Annotated in this window: 17 protein-coding genes; 16 read left to right on the plus strand and 1 reads right to left on the minus strand. The window is 70.6% G+C overall.

From position 1 onward, the window contains the following. Positions 1-8: 8 nt before the first annotated feature. The 3 genes from SLINC_RS32085 (at position 9) to ftsH (ending at position 6168) form a co-directional block, all read left to right on the plus strand. Positions 9-2462 (plus strand): [protein-PII] uridylyltransferase, encoded by a 2454-nt coding sequence (locus tag SLINC_RS32085; protein ID WP_067440418.1) that lies wholly within the window; start codon positions 9-11, stop codon positions 2460-2462. Between the two features lie 124 nt (positions 2463-2586). Further along, entirely contained in the window at positions 2587-4137 is a 1551-nt protein-coding gene (gene ffh / locus SLINC_RS32090) for a signal recognition particle protein (protein ID WP_067440421.1), read from the plus strand. Between the two features lie 90 nt (positions 4138-4227). Beyond that, positions 4228-6168: an ATP-dependent zinc metalloprotease FtsH gene (gene ftsH / locus SLINC_RS32095; RefSeq protein ID WP_067440424.1), complete on the plus strand. Its 1941-nt coding sequence runs from the start codon at positions 4228-4230 to the stop codon at positions 6166-6168. Between the two features lie 27 nt (positions 6169-6195). Here the strand turns inward: ftsH and SLINC_RS32100 are convergent, their stop codons facing one another. Then, the gene (locus SLINC_RS32100; protein ID WP_079164837.1) at positions 6196-7053 is read right to left on the minus strand and encodes a class I SAM-dependent methyltransferase; all 858 of its coding nucleotides are present in this window, start codon (positions 7051-7053) and stop codon (positions 6196-6198) included. 201 nt (positions 7054-7254) lie between these two features. Here SLINC_RS32100 and proS point away from each other — a divergent pair, with 201 nt between their 5' ends. From proS to SLINC_RS32165, 13 genes are all read left to right on the plus strand, one after another. Next, a complete protein-coding gene (proS, locus tag SLINC_RS32105; RefSeq protein WP_067440430.1) occupies positions 7255-8670 on the plus strand; it encodes a proline--tRNA ligase in 1416 nt (471 codons plus the stop codon). Between the two features lie 261 nt (positions 8671-8931). Continuing rightward, on the plus strand, positions 8932-9534 hold the full coding sequence (locus tag SLINC_RS32110; protein WP_067440433.1) for a hypothetical protein: 603 nt from the start codon (positions 8932-8934) through the stop codon (positions 9532-9534). A 330-nt stretch (positions 9535-9864) separates the two neighbouring features. Then, positions 9865-10284, plus strand: coding sequence for a 30S ribosomal protein S16 (rpsP, locus tag SLINC_RS32115; protein WP_067440436.1), 420 nt, complete (start codon positions 9865-9867; stop codon positions 10282-10284). 2 nt (positions 10285-10286) lie between these two features. After that, on the plus strand, positions 10287-10526 hold the full coding sequence (locus SLINC_RS32120) for an RNA-binding protein (protein WP_003973401.1): 240 nt from the start codon (positions 10287-10289) through the stop codon (positions 10524-10526). A 95-nt stretch (positions 10527-10621) separates the two neighbouring features. After that, positions 10622-11164 carry a ribosome maturation factor RimM gene (rimM, locus tag SLINC_RS32125; protein ID WP_067440438.1) on the plus strand — a complete coding sequence of 181 codons (543 nt, stop codon included), beginning with the start codon at positions 10622-10624 and terminating at the stop codon, positions 11162-11164. Between the two features lie 3 nt (positions 11165-11167). Then, entirely contained in the window at positions 11168-12001 is an 834-nt protein-coding gene (gene trmD / locus SLINC_RS32130; protein ID WP_067440441.1) for a tRNA (guanosine(37)-N1)-methyltransferase TrmD, read from the plus strand. A gap of 132 nt (positions 12002-12133) precedes the next feature. After that, positions 12134-12484, plus strand: a complete 351-nt coding sequence (gene rplS / locus SLINC_RS32135) for a 50S ribosomal protein L19 (RefSeq protein ID WP_067440444.1) — start codon at positions 12134-12136, stop codon at positions 12482-12484. Positions 12485-12531: 47 nt separating this feature from the next. Continuing rightward, positions 12532-13263, plus strand: a complete 732-nt coding sequence (gene lepB, locus SLINC_RS32140; RefSeq protein WP_067440447.1) for a signal peptidase I — start codon at positions 12532-12534, stop codon at positions 13261-13263. Beyond that, positions 13256-14356, plus strand: a complete 1101-nt coding sequence (lepB, locus tag SLINC_RS32145; RefSeq protein ID WP_067440450.1) for a signal peptidase I — start codon at positions 13256-13258, stop codon at positions 14354-14356. Before lepB (SLINC_RS32140) ends, lepB (SLINC_RS32145) begins: the two co-directional genes overlap by 8 nt. After that, positions 14244-15206, plus strand: coding sequence for a signal peptidase I (lepB, locus tag SLINC_RS32150; protein WP_079164838.1), 963 nt, complete (start codon positions 14244-14246; stop codon positions 15204-15206). The genes lepB (SLINC_RS32145) and lepB (SLINC_RS32150) overlap by 113 nt, the downstream gene beginning before the upstream one ends. 134 nt (positions 15207-15340) lie before the next feature. Further along, positions 15341-16120 carry a signal peptidase I gene (gene lepB, locus SLINC_RS32155; protein ID WP_067440453.1) on the plus strand — a complete coding sequence of 260 codons (780 nt, stop codon included), beginning with the start codon at positions 15341-15343 and terminating at the stop codon, positions 16118-16120. Next, positions 16110-16631: an NUDIX hydrolase gene (locus SLINC_RS32160; protein WP_067440456.1), complete on the plus strand. Its 522-nt coding sequence runs from the start codon at positions 16110-16112 to the stop codon at positions 16629-16631. The genes lepB (SLINC_RS32155) and SLINC_RS32160 overlap by 11 nt, the downstream gene beginning before the upstream one ends. 56 nt (positions 16632-16687) lie before the next feature. After that, complete coding sequence (locus tag SLINC_RS32165; RefSeq protein ID WP_003965949.1) at positions 16688-16996, plus strand: DUF2469 domain-containing protein; 309 nt, start codon at positions 16688-16690, stop codon at positions 16994-16996. Positions 16997-17114: the final 118 nt, after the last annotated feature.

A 17114-nucleotide genomic window follows, 5' to 3' on the forward strand; every position in this document is an offset into this window, starting at 1 on the left:
GCTGCTGGGTGACGAGCACGGACGTGCACAAGGACGTAGAGGACTCGGGACCCAGCGGCTATGCGGCGGCCCGGCTGCGCCTCCTCCAGGAGGGGGCGCGGTCCGGGCCGCCGCGCCGTACGGCGCTCTCCGAACTGACGGACGACTGGCTGTCCGGGCTGTTCGCCGCGGGCGCCGAGGGGCTGCGCGGAGTCTCCCTGGTCGCCGTCGGCGGCTACGGCAGAGGCGAGCTGTCCCCCCGCAGCGACCTGGACCTCGTCCTGCTGCACGACGGCGGCGACTCGGCCGCGGTGGCCGCCCTGGCCGACCGCATCTGGTACCCCGTGTGGGATCTGGGCCTCGCCCTCGACCACTCGGTCCGCACCCCGGCCGAGGCCCGCAAGACCGCCGCCGAGGACCTGAAGGCACAGCTCGGCCTGCTGGACGCCCGGCACATCGCGGGCGACCTCGGCCTCACCGCCGGACTGCGCACCGCCGTCCTCGCCGACTGGCGCAACCAGGCGCCCAAGCGCCTGCCCGAACTCCAGGAACTGTGCGCCGAGCGCGCCGAACGCCAGGGCGAACTCCAGTACCTCCTGGAGCCGGACCTCAAGGAAGCCCGCGGCGGACTGCGGGACGCCACCGCGCTGCGTGCCGTCGCCGCCTCCTGGCTGGCCGACGCCCCCCGCGAGGGCCTCGACGACGCCCGGCGCCGGCTCCTCGACGTCCGTGACGCCCTGCATCTCGCCACCGGACGCGCCACCGACCGGCTCGCCCTCCAGGAACAGGACCAGGTCGCCGCCGAACTGGGGCTGTTGGACGCCGACACCCTGCTGCGCCAGGTGTACGAGGCGGCGCGGGTCATCTCGTACGCCAGTGACGTCACCTGGCGCGAAGTGGGACGCGTACTCAAATCGCGCGCCGTGCGGCCGCGGCTGCGCGCCATGCTGGGGGGCGGCAAGCAGGTCGCCGAGCGCTCCCCGCTGGCGGAAGGGGTGGTGGAGCAGGACGGCGAGGTGGTGCTCGCCCGTGCCGCCCGCCCCGACCGCGACCCCGTGCTCCCGCTGCGTGCCGCGGCCGCCGCCGCACAGGCGGGGCTCCCGCTCTCCCTGCACGCCGTACGCCGCATGGCCGCCGGTGCCCGCCCGCTGCCCACGCCCTGGCCCGCGGAGGCCCGGGAACAGCTGGTCACCCTGCTCGGCTCGGGCCGGCCCACCATCGACGTGTGGGAGGCGCTGGAGGCCGAGGGCCTGATCACCCGCCTGCTGCCCGACTGGGAGCGGGTCCGCTGCCGCCCGCAGCGCAACGCCGTGCACATCTGGACCGTCGACCGGCACCTGATCGAGACGGCGGTGTGCGCCTCCGAGTTCACCCGCCGCGTCCACCGCCCCGACCTGCTCCTGGTCGCCGCGCTGCTGCACGACATCGGCAAGGGCTGGCCCGGCGACCACTCCGTGGCCGGCGAGATCATCGCCAAGGACGTGGCCGCCCGGATCGGCTTCGACCGCACGGACGTCACGGTGCTCTCCACCCTCGTACGCCATCACCTGCTGCTCGTCGACACCGCCACCCGGCGTGACCTGGAGGACCCGGCCACCGTGCGCTCGGTCGCCGAGGCGGTCGGCTCGCAGAGCACCCTGGAACTGCTGCACGCGCTGACCGAGGCGGACGCGCTGGCCACCGGCCCGGCCGCCTGGTCGTCTTGGCGGGGCTCGCTCGTCGCCGACCTGGTCAAGCGGGTCTCGGCGGTGCTCGCCGGTGACGAACCGGATGACCCCGGGGACGCCGTGCCCACCGCCGAGCAGGAGCGGCTCGCCATCGAGGCGATCGCCACCGGCAGCCCGGTGCTGTCGCTGCGCGCGCAGACCGAGGCGCCGGCGCCCACCGAGGACCAGCCGGCCGCGGACCCGGAGCCGCTCGGCGTGGAGCTGCTGATCGCCGTCCCCGACCAGTCGGGCGTGCTGCCCGCGGTCGCCGGCGTCCTCGCCATGCACCGCCTCACGGTCCGCACCGCCGAACTGAGCACCCTGGCACTGCCCGACGGCGTCGAGGGCTCGGTCCTGCTGCTGAACTGGCGGGTCGCCGCCCAGTACGGCTCGCTGCCCCAGGCCGCCCGGCTGCGCGCCGATCTCGTGCGCGCCCTGGACGGCTCGCTGGACATCGCCGGCCGCCTCGCCGAACGCGACGCCGCCTATCCGCGCCGCCGGGGCGTCGTGGCGCCCCCGCCGCGGGTGACGGTCGCCCCGGCCGCCTCCCGCCACGCCACCGTCATCGAGGTGCGCGCTCAGGATGCCCCGGGGCTGCTGTTCCGGATCGGCAGGGCCCTGGAGGACGCCGGTGTCCGCACCCGCAGCGCGCACGTGTCCACGCTGGGCGCGAACGCCGTCGACGCCTTCTACGTGACCGGCCACGAGGGGACACCGCTGCCGAGCGAGGAGGCGGCGAGCGTGGCACGCAAGCTGGAGGAGACGCTGCGGGGGTGACCCCGCGAGGGGCCATGCCCCCGTCCTCGCCCGCGGTATGCGCCGGGCGGGGACGATTGTCTTGCGGGGCCCGATACCCTGGAAGACGCTCACACTGCCACCGACTCCGAGGACCGACGCCGCCGTGTTCGATACTCTTTCCGATCGCCTCTCAGCGACTTTCAAGAACCTGCGCGGCAAGGGACGGCTCTCCGAGGCGGACATCGACGCCACCGCGCGCGAGATCCGCATCGCCCTCCTCGAAGCGGACGTGGCGCTGCCGGTCGTCCGGACGTTCATCAAGAACGTCAAGGAGCGGGCCCTCGGCGCCGAGGTCTCCAAGGCGCTGAACCCGGCCCAGCAGGTCCTGAAGATCGTCAACGACGAGCTCGTCACGATCCTCGGCGGCGAGACCCGGCGCCTGCGCTTCGCCAAGCAGCCCCCGACCGTGATCATGCTCGCGGGTCTCCAGGGTGCCGGTAAGACCACCCTCGCGGGCAAGCTCGGCCGCTGGCTCAAGGAGCAGGGCCACTCGCCCCTCCTGGTCGCCGCCGACCTCCAGCGTCCCAATGCCGTCAACCAGCTCAGCGTGGTCGCCGACCGCGCCGAGGTCGCCGTCTTCGCCCCCGAGCCGGGCAACGGCGTGGGCGACCCGGTCAAGGTCGCCAAGGACTCCATCGAGCACGCGAAGTCGAAGGTCCACGACATCGTGATCGTGGACACCGCCGGCCGCCTGGGCATCGACCAGGACATGATGCGGCAGGCCGCGGACATCCGGGACGCGGTCTCTCCGGACGAGATCCTCTTCGTCGTCGACGCGATGATCGGTCAGGACGCGGTCAACACCGCCGAGGCCTTCCGTGACGGCGTCGGCTTCGACGGCGTGGTGCTCTCCAAGCTCGACGGTGACGCCCGCGGTGGTGCGGCCCTGTCGATCCGGCAGATCACCGGCAAGCCGATCATGTTCGCGTCGAACGGCGAGAAGCTCGAGGACTTCGACGCCTTCCACCCGGACCGGATGGCCTCCCGCATCCTCGACATGGGTGACCTGCTCACCCTGATCGAGCAGGCGGAGAAGACGTTCAGCCAGGAAGAGGCCGCTCAGATGGCCTCCAAGCTGGCGTCCAAGAAGGGCCAGGACTTCACCCTGGACGACTTCCTGGCCCAGATGGAACAGGTCAGGAAGATGGGCAGCATCTCCAAGCTGCTCGGCATGCTCCCGGGCATGGGCCAGATCAAGGACCAGATCAACAACCTGGACGAGCGGGACGTCGACCGCACGGCCGCGATCATCAAGTCGATGACCCCGGCCGAGCGCCAGGACGCGACGATCATCAACGGCTCGCGCCGCGCCCGTATCGCCAAGGGCTCCGGTGTCGAGGTCAGTGCGGTCAAGAACCTGGTCGAGCGGTTCTTCGAGGCCCGCAAGATGATGTCCCGCATGGCCCAGGGCGGCGGCATGCCGGGGATGCCCGGGGTGCCGGGCATGGGCGGCGGCCCCGGCCGGCAGAAGAAGCAGGTGAAGAAGGCCAAGGGCAAGCAGCGCTCCGGCAACCCGATGAAGCGCAAGCAGCAGGAGCAGGAGGAGGCCGACCGTCGCGCCGCGGCGGCCCAGGGCGGTGCCTTCGGTGTGCCCGGCCAGCAGCAGCCTCAGGACTTCGAGCTGCCGGACGAGTTCAAGAAGTTCATGGGCTGAGGTCCACGGTCATGGGCTGAGGTCCGAGTTCATGGGCTGAGGTCATTTTCTGCGCATGCCAAGGGTTGGTCCGTGTCGTAACGTCCCGATATGACCAACCCTGCGCCGCCGCGCAAGTCGCCCGACCAGCCCTGGCGTACCGAAGGCACCCCCGAGGAGCCGCCGAAGCCGTCACCGGGCGGACGGAAGATGCGCGGCGGCTGGTGGAACCTGGTCCTGACCGCTCTGGTCGTGTACCTGATCGCCAACCTGGTGCTGTCGTTCTTCAACGACGGTGACGAGCCGACGATCTCCTACACCGAGTTCAGCAGGCAGGTCGACGACGGCAACGTCACCAAGATCTACGCCAAGGGCGACGCCATCCAGGGCCAGCTGAAGAAGGCGCAGGACAACCCCGAGGGCGACGGGACCTACACCAAGTTCAAGACCGAGCGGCCGACCTTCGCGGACGACCGGCTCTGGGAGGACCTGACCAAGCACGACGTCACCGTCACGGCCGAGCCGGTCGTCCAGCAGCGCAGCTTTCTGGCCAATCTGCTGATCGCCCTCGCCCCGATGCTGATCCTCGTCGTGCTGTGGATCGTCATCGCCCGGCGGATGCGCGCGGGCATGGGCGGCGCGGGCGGCATGCTCGGCCGCAAGGCCCCGCCCAAGCCGGTCGAGCTGGAGGCGGGGGAGAAGCGCACCACCTTCCAGGACGTGGCCGGCATCGACGAGGTCGAGGGCGAGCTCAACGACGTCGTCGACTTCCTGAAGAACCCGGACGCCTATCGCCGTATGGGCGCCAAGATGCCGCGGGGCGTACTGCTGGCGGGGCCGCCCGGCACCGGCAAGACGCTGCTGGCCCGCGCGGTGGCCGGTGAGGCGGGCGTGCCGTTCTTCTCCGCGTCCGCCTCCGAGTTCATCGAGATGATCGTCGGTGTCGGCGCCTCGCGGGTGCGGGAACTGTTCGCCGAGGCCCGCAAGGTGGCCCCGTCGATCATCTTCATCGACGAGATCGACACCATCGGCCGGGCCCGCGGCGGCGGCTCCGGCATGGGCGGCCACGACGAGCGCGAGCAGACGCTGAACCAGATCCTCACCGAGATGGACGGCTTCTCCGGCTCGGAGGGCGTCATCGTGATCGCCGCGACCAACCGGGCCGACGTCCTGGACCCGGCCCTGACCCGCCCCGGCCGCTTCGACCGGGTGGTCATGGTCTCGCCCCCCGACCGCGGCGGCCGCGAGGCCATCCTGGAGATCCACACCCGCGCGATCCCGCTCGCCGAGGACGTCGACCTCGCCCAGGTCGCCCGCACGACCCCCGGCATGACCGGCGCCGAACTGGCCAACCTCGCCAACGAGGCCGCCCTGCTCGCGGTCAAGCGCCAGCAGGAGCGGGTCACGCAGAGCGACCTCTCGGAGGCGCTGGAGAAGGTCCAACTGGGCGCCGAACGCCCGCTGGTGATGCCCGAGGAGGAGCGCCGGCGCACCGCCTACCACGAGAGCGGACACGCCCTGCTCGGCATGCTGCGACCCGGCGCCGACCCGGTCCGCAAGATCACCATCGTCCCGCGCGGCAGGGCGCTCGGCGTGACGCTCTCGACGCCGGACGCGGACAAGTACGCGTACACCGAGGACTACCTGCGCGGCCGGATCATCGGCGCCCTCGGCGGCATGGCGGCCGAACAGGTCGTCTACGGCGTGATCACCACCGGTGCCGAGAACGACCTCGAACAGGTCACGGGCATCGCCCGCGGCATGGTCGCCCGCTGGGGCATGAGCGACCGCGTCGGCCGCCTCTCCGCCCTCCCCAACGACGCCCAGCAGGCGTACGGCCTCGCCGCCGCACCCCAGACCCTCGACGTGATCGACGCCGAGATGCGACGGATCGTCGACGAGTGCTACGACGAGGCGTGCCGCGAACTCCGCGACCACCGCGACCAGTTGGACGCCCTCGCCGAAGCCCTGCTGGCGAACGAGACGTTGGAGGAGAAGGAGGCGTACCGGATCGCGGGGGTCACACGGTTGCGCAAGGAGACCGACGGCTAGGGGCTGCCGGTCCTGGCGCCCGTCGCCCTAGGGCACCCGTGCGATCAGATACCGGAACACGTTCGGCATCCACACCGTGCCGTCCCGGCGCTGGTGCGGGTGCAGGGACTCCGTGAGCTCCTTGTTCACCTGTACCTGGTCGGTCGCCGCGATCGCCGCGTCGAAGAGTCCCGTCGAGAGCAGTCCCCGTACCGCGCTGTCCACGTCGGCGTATCCGAACGGGCAGGCGACCCGGCCGGAGCCGTCCGGTTCGAGCCCGGCCCGGTGGGCGACCTCCTCCAGGTCGTCGCGGAGGGCGGGGCGCCAACTGCCGGTGCTGCGCAGCGGATCCGCCAGCTTGGTGGCCACCCGCAGCACGGACGACGTGGCGCAGCGCTCCGGCGGACCCCAGCCGGCCAGCACCACGGGCGCCCCCCGCTCGGCGATCGGCACCGCCGAGGCGAGCCGTTCCCCGAGTCCCTCCGAGTCACCCGCCAGACACCCGATGGGCTCGAAGGAGGTCACCAGGGTGTACGCGGGTGAGTCCGCGTCGGCCACGTCCTCGGGCGTGCCTTCGGCGAGCCGGGTGTCGCCGCGCGGGCGCGTGCCCCAGGTCTCCGGCAGCAGCCGTTGGCGCGCGAGAGCCAGCCGTTCGGGGCGGGACTCGTCGACGCCGGTCACCGTGGCTCCTCTGGCGGCCGCCATCAGCAGGGCGAGCCCGCTGCCGCAGCCGAGGCCCAGCACCCGGGTCGCCGGACCGACCTCCAGTCGCTCGTAGACGGCCTCGTAGAGCGGGACCAGCATCCGCTCCTGGATCTCGGACCAGTCACGCGCGCGTGCATCGCGGTCCGCGCGGGATACCCCTCCCGCGGACGACCGGTGCTGCCGCACGAGCGTAGGTGTCATAGGTAAGCGCCCCAATCCGCCGAGAGTTTCCCCTGTGCCCGTTTCCATGGCCCCCGTGCCAGTGCGCTCGCACTCCCCCCGTATGCCAGGTAACTCCGCACTCGACCGCTCGTCCAGGGGTTGTCGGGCCCCGGCTTGTGGGTTCGCTGTGCGAGTGGCGAGAATTCACATCCCGGCAACGTGGGCCCGTACGATCACGCCATGGCCAAGGCACCCGTTCTCACGCCGCGGGCGGACGACTTCCCCCGCTGGTACCAGGATCTGATCAACAAGGCCGAGCTGGCCGACAACGGTCCGGTGCGCGGCACCATGGTCATCCGACCGTACGGGTACGGCCTCTGGGAGCGGATGCAGGCCGAGATGGACGCCCGTATCAAGGCGACGGGCACCCAGAACGCGTACTTCCCCCTCCTGATCCCGCAGTCGTACCTCACCCGCGAGGCCGACCATGTCGAGGGCTTCGCGCCGGAACTCGCGGTCGTCACCCACGGCGGCGGCAAGGAACTGGAGGAGCCGGCGGTCGTCCGCCCCACCTCCGAGATGATCATCAACGACTACTTCTCCAAGTGGGTGCAGAGCTACCGCGACCTGCCCCTGCTGATCAACCAGTGGGCGAACGTGGTCCGTTGGGAACTGAGGCCGCGGCTGTTCCTGCGTACGACCGAGTTCCTGTGGCAGGAGGGGCACACCGCGCACGCCACCTACGAGGACGCCCGCGACTTCGCCGCGCACATCCACCGCGAGGTCTACGAGGACTTCATGGTCAATGTCCTCGCGATGGATGTCGTCCCCGGCCGCAAGACCGTCAAGGAGCGGTTCGCCGGTGCTGTCAACACCCTCACGCTCGAAGGCATGATGGGCGACGGCAAGGCCCTCCAGATGGCCACCAGCCACGAGTTGGGCCAGAACTTCGCCAAGGCCTTCAACACCTCGTACCTGTCGAAGGACGGCACCCAGGAACTGGTCTGGCAGACCTCCTGGGGCTCGACCACCCGCATGATCGGCGCCCTGGTGATGATGCACGGCGACGACAACGGACTGCGTGTCCCGCCGCGACTGGCCCAGACCCAGGTGGTGGTTCTCGCCATCAAGGGCGACGAACAGGTTCTGGCCAAGGTCCGCGAGGTCGGCGACCGGCTGAAGGCGGCGGGCGTCCGGGTCCAGGTCGACGACCGGGTGGACACCCCCTTCGGCCGCCGCGCCGTCGACTGGGAACTCAAGGGCGTCCCCGTACGGATCGAGATCGGGCCCCGTGACCTGGAGAACGGCACCGCGATGCTGGCCCGCCGGATCCCCGGCGGCAAGGAGCCGGTCTCCCTGGACTCGTTGGTGGCCCTGCTTCCCGGGATCCTGGAGGAGGACCAGGCGCTCCTGCTGGCCCAGGCCCGGGAGCGCCGCGCGTCCCGGACGACCGAGGTGGCGACGGTCGACGAGGCCGTCGAGGTGGCCGTCGCCGGCGGCTGGGCACGCATCCCCTGGGCGGTCCTCGGCGAAGAGGGCGAGGCCAGGCTGGGGGAACACGCGGCGACCGTACGGTGTCTGGTCACCGAGGACGGGGCGGTGCCCGACGCCGACGACGCTCCCGGTAACGTCGCGATCGTCGCGCGCGCTTACTGAGGTGACGGCCTTCCGGCGGGAGAGCGGCCGAAACGCCCCTTGCGCACCGGCCGACCACAGCCGCACCGGCGCGTGGACACGATCTACGCGCCGGGTCGTACTTCACACTACGCACCAGCTTGTGACGAGCTGCGAGGCTTCTCCGCAGATCAGCGCACCCGCCCTCGTCAGGACGCATCAGCGGCAACTGACGGGTACGTGCAAATTATTTGGGATGCCCCGGAATAGGAACACAGCGGCACCCTGGCTCGTTGTCATTACGTGAGCACGACACAGACACCACCTGTTCTCGCCGCAGAGCTGGCACAGGCGTGGGCCGACATTCAGCGGTACCACCCCGAGCTGCCGGACCTTGCCGCGCCAGAGTCCCTGATCGGGGAGTCGTCGTCCGCGTGCGGTCACGAACTCTCCTTCGAGCGACTGCTTCACGAGGCAGTCCATGGCATCGCCGCTTCGCGCGGCATCCGCGACACCTCCCGTGCCGGCCGCTACCACAACCGCAGATTCCTCGCGATCGCCGAGGAGCTGGGCCTGGACCACCCCGAGGAGCCGCACCCCAGCAGCGGCTTCTCACTGGTCACGCTCACCCCCGAGGCGAAGCGTCGTTACCGCCCGACCATCGAACACCTCCAGCGCGCCCTCAAGGCGCACACCGCGGCGACCGCGGCCGACACGGCCCGCTCCTTCCGCGGTCCGGCCGCCCGGCACGGCTCCTCCGGGGGCGGCGTCCGGGTCAAGGCGGTCTGCGACTGCGGCCGCAATGTCCGCGTCGTCCCCTCGGTCCTGGCCCAGGCCCCGATCGTCTGCGGCGGCTGCGGGAAGCCGTTCCGCATCCCGGAGGTCGTGGGCGCGGCGGCGAGCTGAGGCGGCCGATCCAGCACCGGCATCTCGTGGCTGCCGGTCGAGGACGACGCCTCGGGCGGGGTGCTCCCGTGATCGGGCGGCACCCCGCGAGCGCCCGGCCGTGCACCCGGCCTGTGTCCAGCACAGCGCCGGGTGCCGCTCAGGCGTGCCTCACCGTGGGCTCGGTCCGAGGCGACCCGCCGGGTGTGGCACAATGGCTAGCTGTACTCGACAGCCGCACAGGACCCCTCTCTCCTCCGGCTGACGCGTCCATCGGGCACTCGGGTACCGCAACCCCACGCGGCAATCTCGCCGTGCCCAACCACGTCAAGACCAGGAGACACCACTTCCGTGGCAGTCAAGATCAAGCTGAAGCGTCTGGGCAAGATCCGCGCGCCTCACTACCGCATCGTTGTCGCCGACTCCCGCACGCGCCGTGACGGCCGTGCGATCGAGGAGATCGGTCTGTACCACCCGGTGCAGAACCCCTCGCGCATCGAGGTCGACGCCGAGCGTGTGGCGTACTGGCTCTCCGTCGGCGCTCAGCCGACCGAGCCCGTCCTCGCCATCCTGAAGAAGACCGGCGACTGGCAGAAGTTCAAGGGCGAGCCCGCCCCGGCTCCGCTGCTCCAGCCGGCCGAGAAGGCCGCGCGTCCGCTGTTCGAGGCTCTCGGCGGCGACGACGAGGGCAAGGGTGAGGCGATCACCCAGAAGAAGAAGGCTGAGAAGAAGGACGAGGCTCCCGCTGAGTCCGCGTCGACCGAGGCCTGAGCATGCTCGAGGAGGCTCTCGAGCACCTCGTGAAGGGCATCGTCGACAACCCTGACGATGTGCAGGTCGCCTCGCGCAACCTGCGGCGCGGGCGGGTGCTGGAGGTCCGGGTCCACCCCGACGACCTCGGCAAGGTGATCGGCCGCAATGGCCGCACCGCACGCGCCCTGCGTACCGTCGTGGGCGCCATCGGCGGCCGCGGTGTCCGCGTCGACCTCGTCGACGTGGACCACGTCCGCTGACGCCAAACGCAGCACCGGCTCGGGCCGGGGAGGGCCACTGGGCCGTCCCCGGCCCGACGTCGTAAGGACGGCCGTATGACAGGAGATCTAGAGAAGTGCAGCTGGTAGTCGCTCGCATCGGCCGGGCCCACGGCATCAAGGGCGAGGTCACCGTCGAGGTCCGTACCGACGAACCTGAGCTCAGGCTCGCCCCCGGCGCCGTCCTGGCCACCGAGCCGGCCGCCACCGGCCCGCTCACCATCGAGACGGGCCGCGTCCACAGCGGTCGCCTCCTGCTGCGCTTCGAGGGCGTCCGTGACCGGACCGCCGCCGAAGCGCTGCGCAACACCCTCCTCATCGCCGAGGTCGACCCGGAGGAGCTGCCCGAGGAGGAGGACGAGTACTACGACCACCAGCTCATGGATCTCGACGTCGTGACCAAGGACGGCGTCGAGGTGGGCCGGATCACCGAGATCTCGCACCTGCCCTCCCAGGACCTCTTCATCGTCGAGCGGTCCGACGGCAGCGAGGTGATGATCCCGTTCGTCGAGAAGATCGTCACCGAGATCGACCTGGAGGAGCAGAGGGCGGTCATCGACCCGCCCCCCGGTCTCATCGACGACCAGGCGGAGATCGCCTCGTCGCGGGAAGAGTCGTAGCGGATGCGCCTCGACGTCGTCACGATCTTCCCCGAGTACCTCGACCCCCTGAACGTCTCCCTCGTCGGCAAGGCACGCGCGCGTGGACAGCTGGACGTGCGGGTGCACGATCTGCGCGCCTGGACCTACGACCGTCACAACACCGTCGACGACACCCCGTACGGCGGCGGCCCCGGCATGGTCATGAAGACCGAGCCCTGGGGCGACGCGCTGGACTCCGTGCTGGCCGACGGCTACGAGGCGGGCTCCCACGCGCCCGCCCTCATCGTCCCCACGCCGAGCGGCCGGCCGTTCACCCAGGAACTCGCCGTGGAGCTCTCCGAGCGGCCCTGGCTGGTCTTCACGCCCGCCCGCTACGAGGGCATCGACCGCCGGGTCATCGACGAGTACGCGACCCGGATGCCGGTCTACGAGGTCTCCATCGGCGACTACGTCCTCGCCGGCGGGGAGGCGGCCGTACTGGTCGTCACGGAGGCCGTGGCGCGGCTGCTGCCCGGTGTCCTGGGCAACGCCGAGTCCCACCGGGACGACTCCTTCGCGCCCGGGGCCATGGCCAACCTCCTGGAGGGGCCCGTCTACACCAAGCCGCCCGAGTGGCGCGGCCGTGAAATCCCGGACGTGCTGCTCAGCGGGCACCACGGGAAGATCGCCCGCTGGCGGCGCGACGAGGCGCTCAGGCGGACGGCCGCCAACCGGCCCGACCTGATCGAGACGTGCGACCCCAAGGCCTTCGACAAGAAGGACCGCGAGATGCTCTCCATCCTGGGCTGGGCGCCGGACCCCGAGGGGGAGCCGCACGGCCGATTTTGGCGCAGGCCAGAGGGCATGGAACAATAGGTCGCTGTTGTGCGCCGTCCGGCGTGCGCCCCTGCCACAGGGGGACACGACGCCCGCCCCGACGTGGACAGCATCCTTCAGAAACCTATCTCCCGTTGATGACCTGTGGCATCAGCGAAGAAAGCAGACGCCATGTCCAACCTGCTCGAAACCGTCGACTCCGCGTCGCTGCGCAGCGACGTCCCGGCCTTCCGCCCGGGTGACACCGTCAACGTCCACGTCCGCGTCATCGAGGGCAACCGCTCCCGTGTGCAGCAGTTCAAGGGCGTAGTCATCCGTCGCCAGGGCGCCGGTGTCCGCGAGACCTTCACGGTCCGCAAGGTCTCCTTCTCCGTCGGCGTCGAGCGCACCTTCCCGGTGCACACCCCGATCGTCGAGAAGATCGAGCTCGTCACGAAGGGCGACGTGCGTCGCGCCAAGCTGTACTACCTGCGCGAGCTGCGCGGCAAGGCCGCGAAGATCAAGGAGAAGCGCGAGAACTGATCTCGCCTTCAGGGGTCCGCCAAGGGGCCGGATAGCATCTGGCCCCGATGGACACCGAAGCACAGCCGACGGAGCGCGACCGCTCCTCCCGCCCTTCCGAAGCCGAGCAGCACTCGGCCGCGGAGGGACCGGAGGACCGGTCGCGTTCCGCGTTGGTGTCCCGGGTCGCGGAATGGGTCCCCGGCGGGCGGATCACCCTGACGCTGCTGGTCTGCCTGCTCTTCCTGCTGCTGCTCAGCACGTTCGTGGCGCAGCCCTTCCAGATTCCCAGCGGATCCATGGAAAAGGGATTGAGGATCGGGGACCGCGTTCTCGTAAATAAGTTGGCGTACCGTTTCGGTGCCGAACCGGTCCGCGGTGACGTGGTGGTCTTCGACGGAACTGGGTATTTCGGGGATGCGGACTACGTCAAACGCGTCGTGGGCGTGGGGGGAGACCACGTGGTCTGCTGTGACAAGGAGGGGAGGATCGAGGTGAACGGCCGGTCCGTCGACGAGTCGACGTTCCTGTACCCCGGCGACAGCCCGTCCTCGGTGCCTTTCGACGTCGTCGTGCCCGCGGGCACCCTGTTCGTCCTCGGCGACCACCGCAGCGACTCCAGCGACTCCCGCGACCACCTGGGCTCACCCGGCGGCGGCATGATCCCCGTGGGCGACGTCATCGGCCGGGCCGACTGGATCGTCTGGCCCACCGACCACACCGCCCGCCTGCACCGCCCCGACGCCTACGCGCGCGTGCCCGCCCCCGGCGCGCGGACCTCGGCGGGCGCCCATGGGTAACCGCGGCAAACCGCGCGGCGCGTCGAGCAGCGCGGCCGACAACCTGCTGCCCACAGGGGCCCGACGCACCTCCGCCGCCGGTCCGGCCGGCGGGCGCAGCCGTGCCGAGCGGCGCAAGCTCCAGCGCAAGGTCAAGCGCCGCCGCAGGCGCTCCGCGATCAAGGAGATACCCCTCCTCGTCGGCGTCGCGGTCCTGATAGCCCTCGTCCTGAAGACCTTCCTCGTCCAGGCGTTCGTGATCCCGTCCGGCTCGATGGAGCAGACGATCCAGATCGGCGACCGCGTCCTGGTCGACAAGTTCACCCCGTGGTTCGGCTCCAGGCCGACGCGCGGGGACGTCGTCGTGTTCAAGGATCCCGGCGGCTGGCTCCAGGACGAGCAGACGACCACGAAGAAGGACGACCCCGTCGTCGTCAAGCAGGTCAAGGAAGGTCTCACCTTCATCGGTCTGCTGCCGTCCGACAACGAGAAGGACCTGATCAAGCGGGTCGTCGGGGTCGGCGGCGACCGCGTCAAGTGCTGCGACACCGAGGGGCGGGTCACCGTCAACGGCGTTCCCCTGAGCGAGACGGACTACCTCTATCCCGGAAACGCCCCCTCCACGACCGAGTTCGACATCACCGTCCCGCAGGGACGGCTGTGGGTCATGGGCGACCACCGCGCCAACTCCGCGGACTCCCGCGCCCACCAGGACACCGACTACGGCGGCACGGTCTCCGAGGACTCGGTGGTCGGCCGGGCCATGGTCATCGCCTGGCCGTTCGGTCACTGGACCTCGCTGAAGGAGCCGAAAACCTACGCTTCCGTCGCCGACTCGGCATCCGGGGCGACCGCCGCCGCTCCGGCGTCGCTTAGGGTTGCACCCGACAATCCGAATCGATCGATTCAACTCCCGAGCCCTGCGGAACTCCCGCTCGTTATGGGAGTGGTGGGCCTGCGCCGTGTCTGGGGCAGGCAGCGGCGCAGAGTAAGGAGTTGGCGTGGGGGATGTGGCGGTAGGCGCACGGTCCGGGCACGATGGCGAGGAACACCGCGGGGGCTCCGCGGAGACCCCCGTCGAGGCCGCGGACGGCGCCGTGACCTCCGGGAATGACCCCGGGGCGCCCGAGGACGGCACGGCGACCGAGCACAGCCGGACGGACGACCAGGGGTCCGGCTCGGCCCCCAAGCCGAAGAAGCCGCGCTCCTTCTGGAAGGAGCTGCCCATCCTGATCGGCATCGCGCTCGTGCTCGCGCTGCTGATCAAGACGTTCCTGGTGCAGGCGTTCTCGATCCCGTCCGACTCGATGCAGAACACCCTCCAGGAGGGTGACCGCGTCCTGGTCGACAAGCTGACCCCGTGGTTCGGCTCCGAGCCCGAGCGCGGCGAGGTGGTTGTCTTCCACGACCCCACCAACTGGCTGGTGGGCGAGGTGCCGCCGGAGCCGAACGCCGTGCAGACGGTCCTCAGCTGGGTCGGCCTGATGCCGTCCGCCGAGGAGAAGGACCTGATCAAGCGCGTCATCGGCGTCGGCGGCGACACCGTCTCGTGCGAGGGCAGCGGCCCGGTGAAGGTCAACGGCAAGGCGCTGAACGAGGCCTCGTACGTCTACCCCGGCAACACCCCCTGCAGCGTCGACGACCAGGGCGGCCAGTTCACGGTGAAGGTGCCCAAGGGCTTCATCTGGGTGATGGGCGACCACCGGCAGAACTCGCGGGACTCGCGCTACAACCAGAACGACAAGTTCCACGGCATGGTGCCGGTCAAGGAGGTCGTCGGGCGTGCCGTCGTGAAGGCATGGCCGATCAACCGCTGGGGCACGCTGCCGGTCCCGGACACCTTCGGCCAGGACGGCCTGAACGCCGCCGCACTCACCGTCGCGCCGAACGCCCTCGCCCTCGTCGGCGTGGTGCCGGTGGCGCTGTGGCGCCGTAAGAAGGCCGGGGCCGACGAGAAGCGCTGAGCGCCCTCGGCCGTCCGGCTCGGCCGGGCGGTCCCCCGGATCGTCAAACCTTGCTAAAGCCTCGTCCGGCGGATGACCTTGGTCGGCCCGGGAGGGCTGACCCGGTCAGGTACCGCCGGGTAGGGTGCGGACCCATGGGTGGCGAGAGCACGACACGTACAGCCCCGCGCAGCGGTGGCACTGGCACGGGCCCGGTGGGCAGCCGGACCGGACGCATTCTGTCCGGGGTGGCGGTCGCACTGGGCTTTGTGCTGTTCGCCGCGGGATTCGCCTGGGGAGCGGTGCTCTACCGGCCCTACACCGTGCCCACCAGCTCGATGACGCCGACGATCGACGCCGGTGACCGGGTGCTGGCCGAGCGCGTGGACGGCACCGAGGTACGCCGGGGCGACGTGGTCGTCTTCAAGGACACCTCCTGGGTGACCAACGCCTTCGTCGTCAAGCGGGTGGTCGCCGTCGGCGGGGACACCGTGGCCTGCTGCACCGAGGGCAAGCTGACCGTGAACGGCAAGCAGATCGACGAACCGTATCTGCCCGCCGGCACCGCGGCCGAGATCTCGAACTTCCCGACCGTGACCGTGCCCAAGGGCCGGCTGTTCCTCCTCGGGGACGAGCGCCAGGGCTCCCTGGACTCCACGGCCCACCTGACCGACGCGGCCCAGGGCACGGTGGCACAGAACGCCGTGTCGGCCCGCGTGGACGCCGTCGCGTGGCCCATGAACGGCATGCTGGAGCGGCCCACCGGCTTCGAGGCGCTCGGCGCCCTCTCCACGCCCGGCCCGCTGCGCATGATCCTCACGCTGATCGTCGTGGGCGGGGTGCTCGTCCTCGGCGGCGGCGCGTACGGCCCGGTCGCCAAGCGGGTCGGGGGCCGCCGGTCCCCGAGCCGGACGGAGCCCGCGGGTGCCCACTGAGGCCGTGGACACCGGCTCCTTCGAGGGCGGCGGGCTGCGCAGGGTCGCCCGGGTGGTGCTGCTCGACCCGCGGGACCGCATCCTCCTGCTGCACGGTCACGAGCCGGGCGATCCGGCCGACGACTGGTGGTTCACGCCCGGCGGCGGGCTGGAGGGCGACGAGACTCGTGAAGAGGCCGCCCTCAGGGAACTCGCCGAGGAGACCGGCATCACCGAGGTCGAGCTCGGCCCGGTGCTGTGGCGGCGGATGTGCTCCTTCCCGTTCGCGGGCCGCCGCTGGGACCAGGACGAGTGGTACTACCTGGCCCGTACCACTCGGACGGCCACCGCGCCCGCGGGCCTCACCGAACTGGAACGGCGCAGCGTCGCCGGAGCGCGCTGGTGGACGTGTCGGGAACTGAGCCGGTCACATGAGACGGTGTATCCGACCAGACTCGCCGAGCTGTTGCAGAGGCTGCTCGACGAAGGTCCTCCGGCCGGGCCCGTGACCCTGGACACCGAGATCGTCTAGGGGCTCATGGGACTGGAGCACAATGGTGGGACCGCACGGCTGAAGGGGAACATGCCATGAGCGCCGAGGACCTCGAGAAGTACGAGACCGAGATGGAGCTCAAGCTCTACCGGGAGTACCGCGATGTCGTCGGTCTGTTCAAATACGTGATCGAGACCGAGCGGCGCTTCTACCTCACGAACGACTACGAGATGCAGGTCCACTCGGTCCAGGGTGAGGTGTTCTTCGAGGTGTCGATGGCGGACGCCTGGGTGTGGGACATGTATCGGCCGGCTCGGTTCGTGAAACAGGTGCGGGTACTCACGTTCAAGGACGTGAACATCGAGGAGCTGAACAAGAGCGATCTGGAGCTCCCGGGAGGCTGAGCGACGGGTGAGTGTCCCTCGCCGGGGTGACGGAGTTGTCCACAACCGGTGAGTAACCCACCAAGATCAACTCGGTGGGCCGGGGTGCGTGATCGTTGGCGCCGGAGGTGGTGCCGAC

The sequence above is a fragment of the Streptomyces lincolnensis genome (genome assembly GCF_001685355.1).
Lineage (GTDB): Bacteria > Actinomycetota > Actinomycetes > Streptomycetales > Streptomycetaceae > Streptomyces > Streptomyces lincolnensis.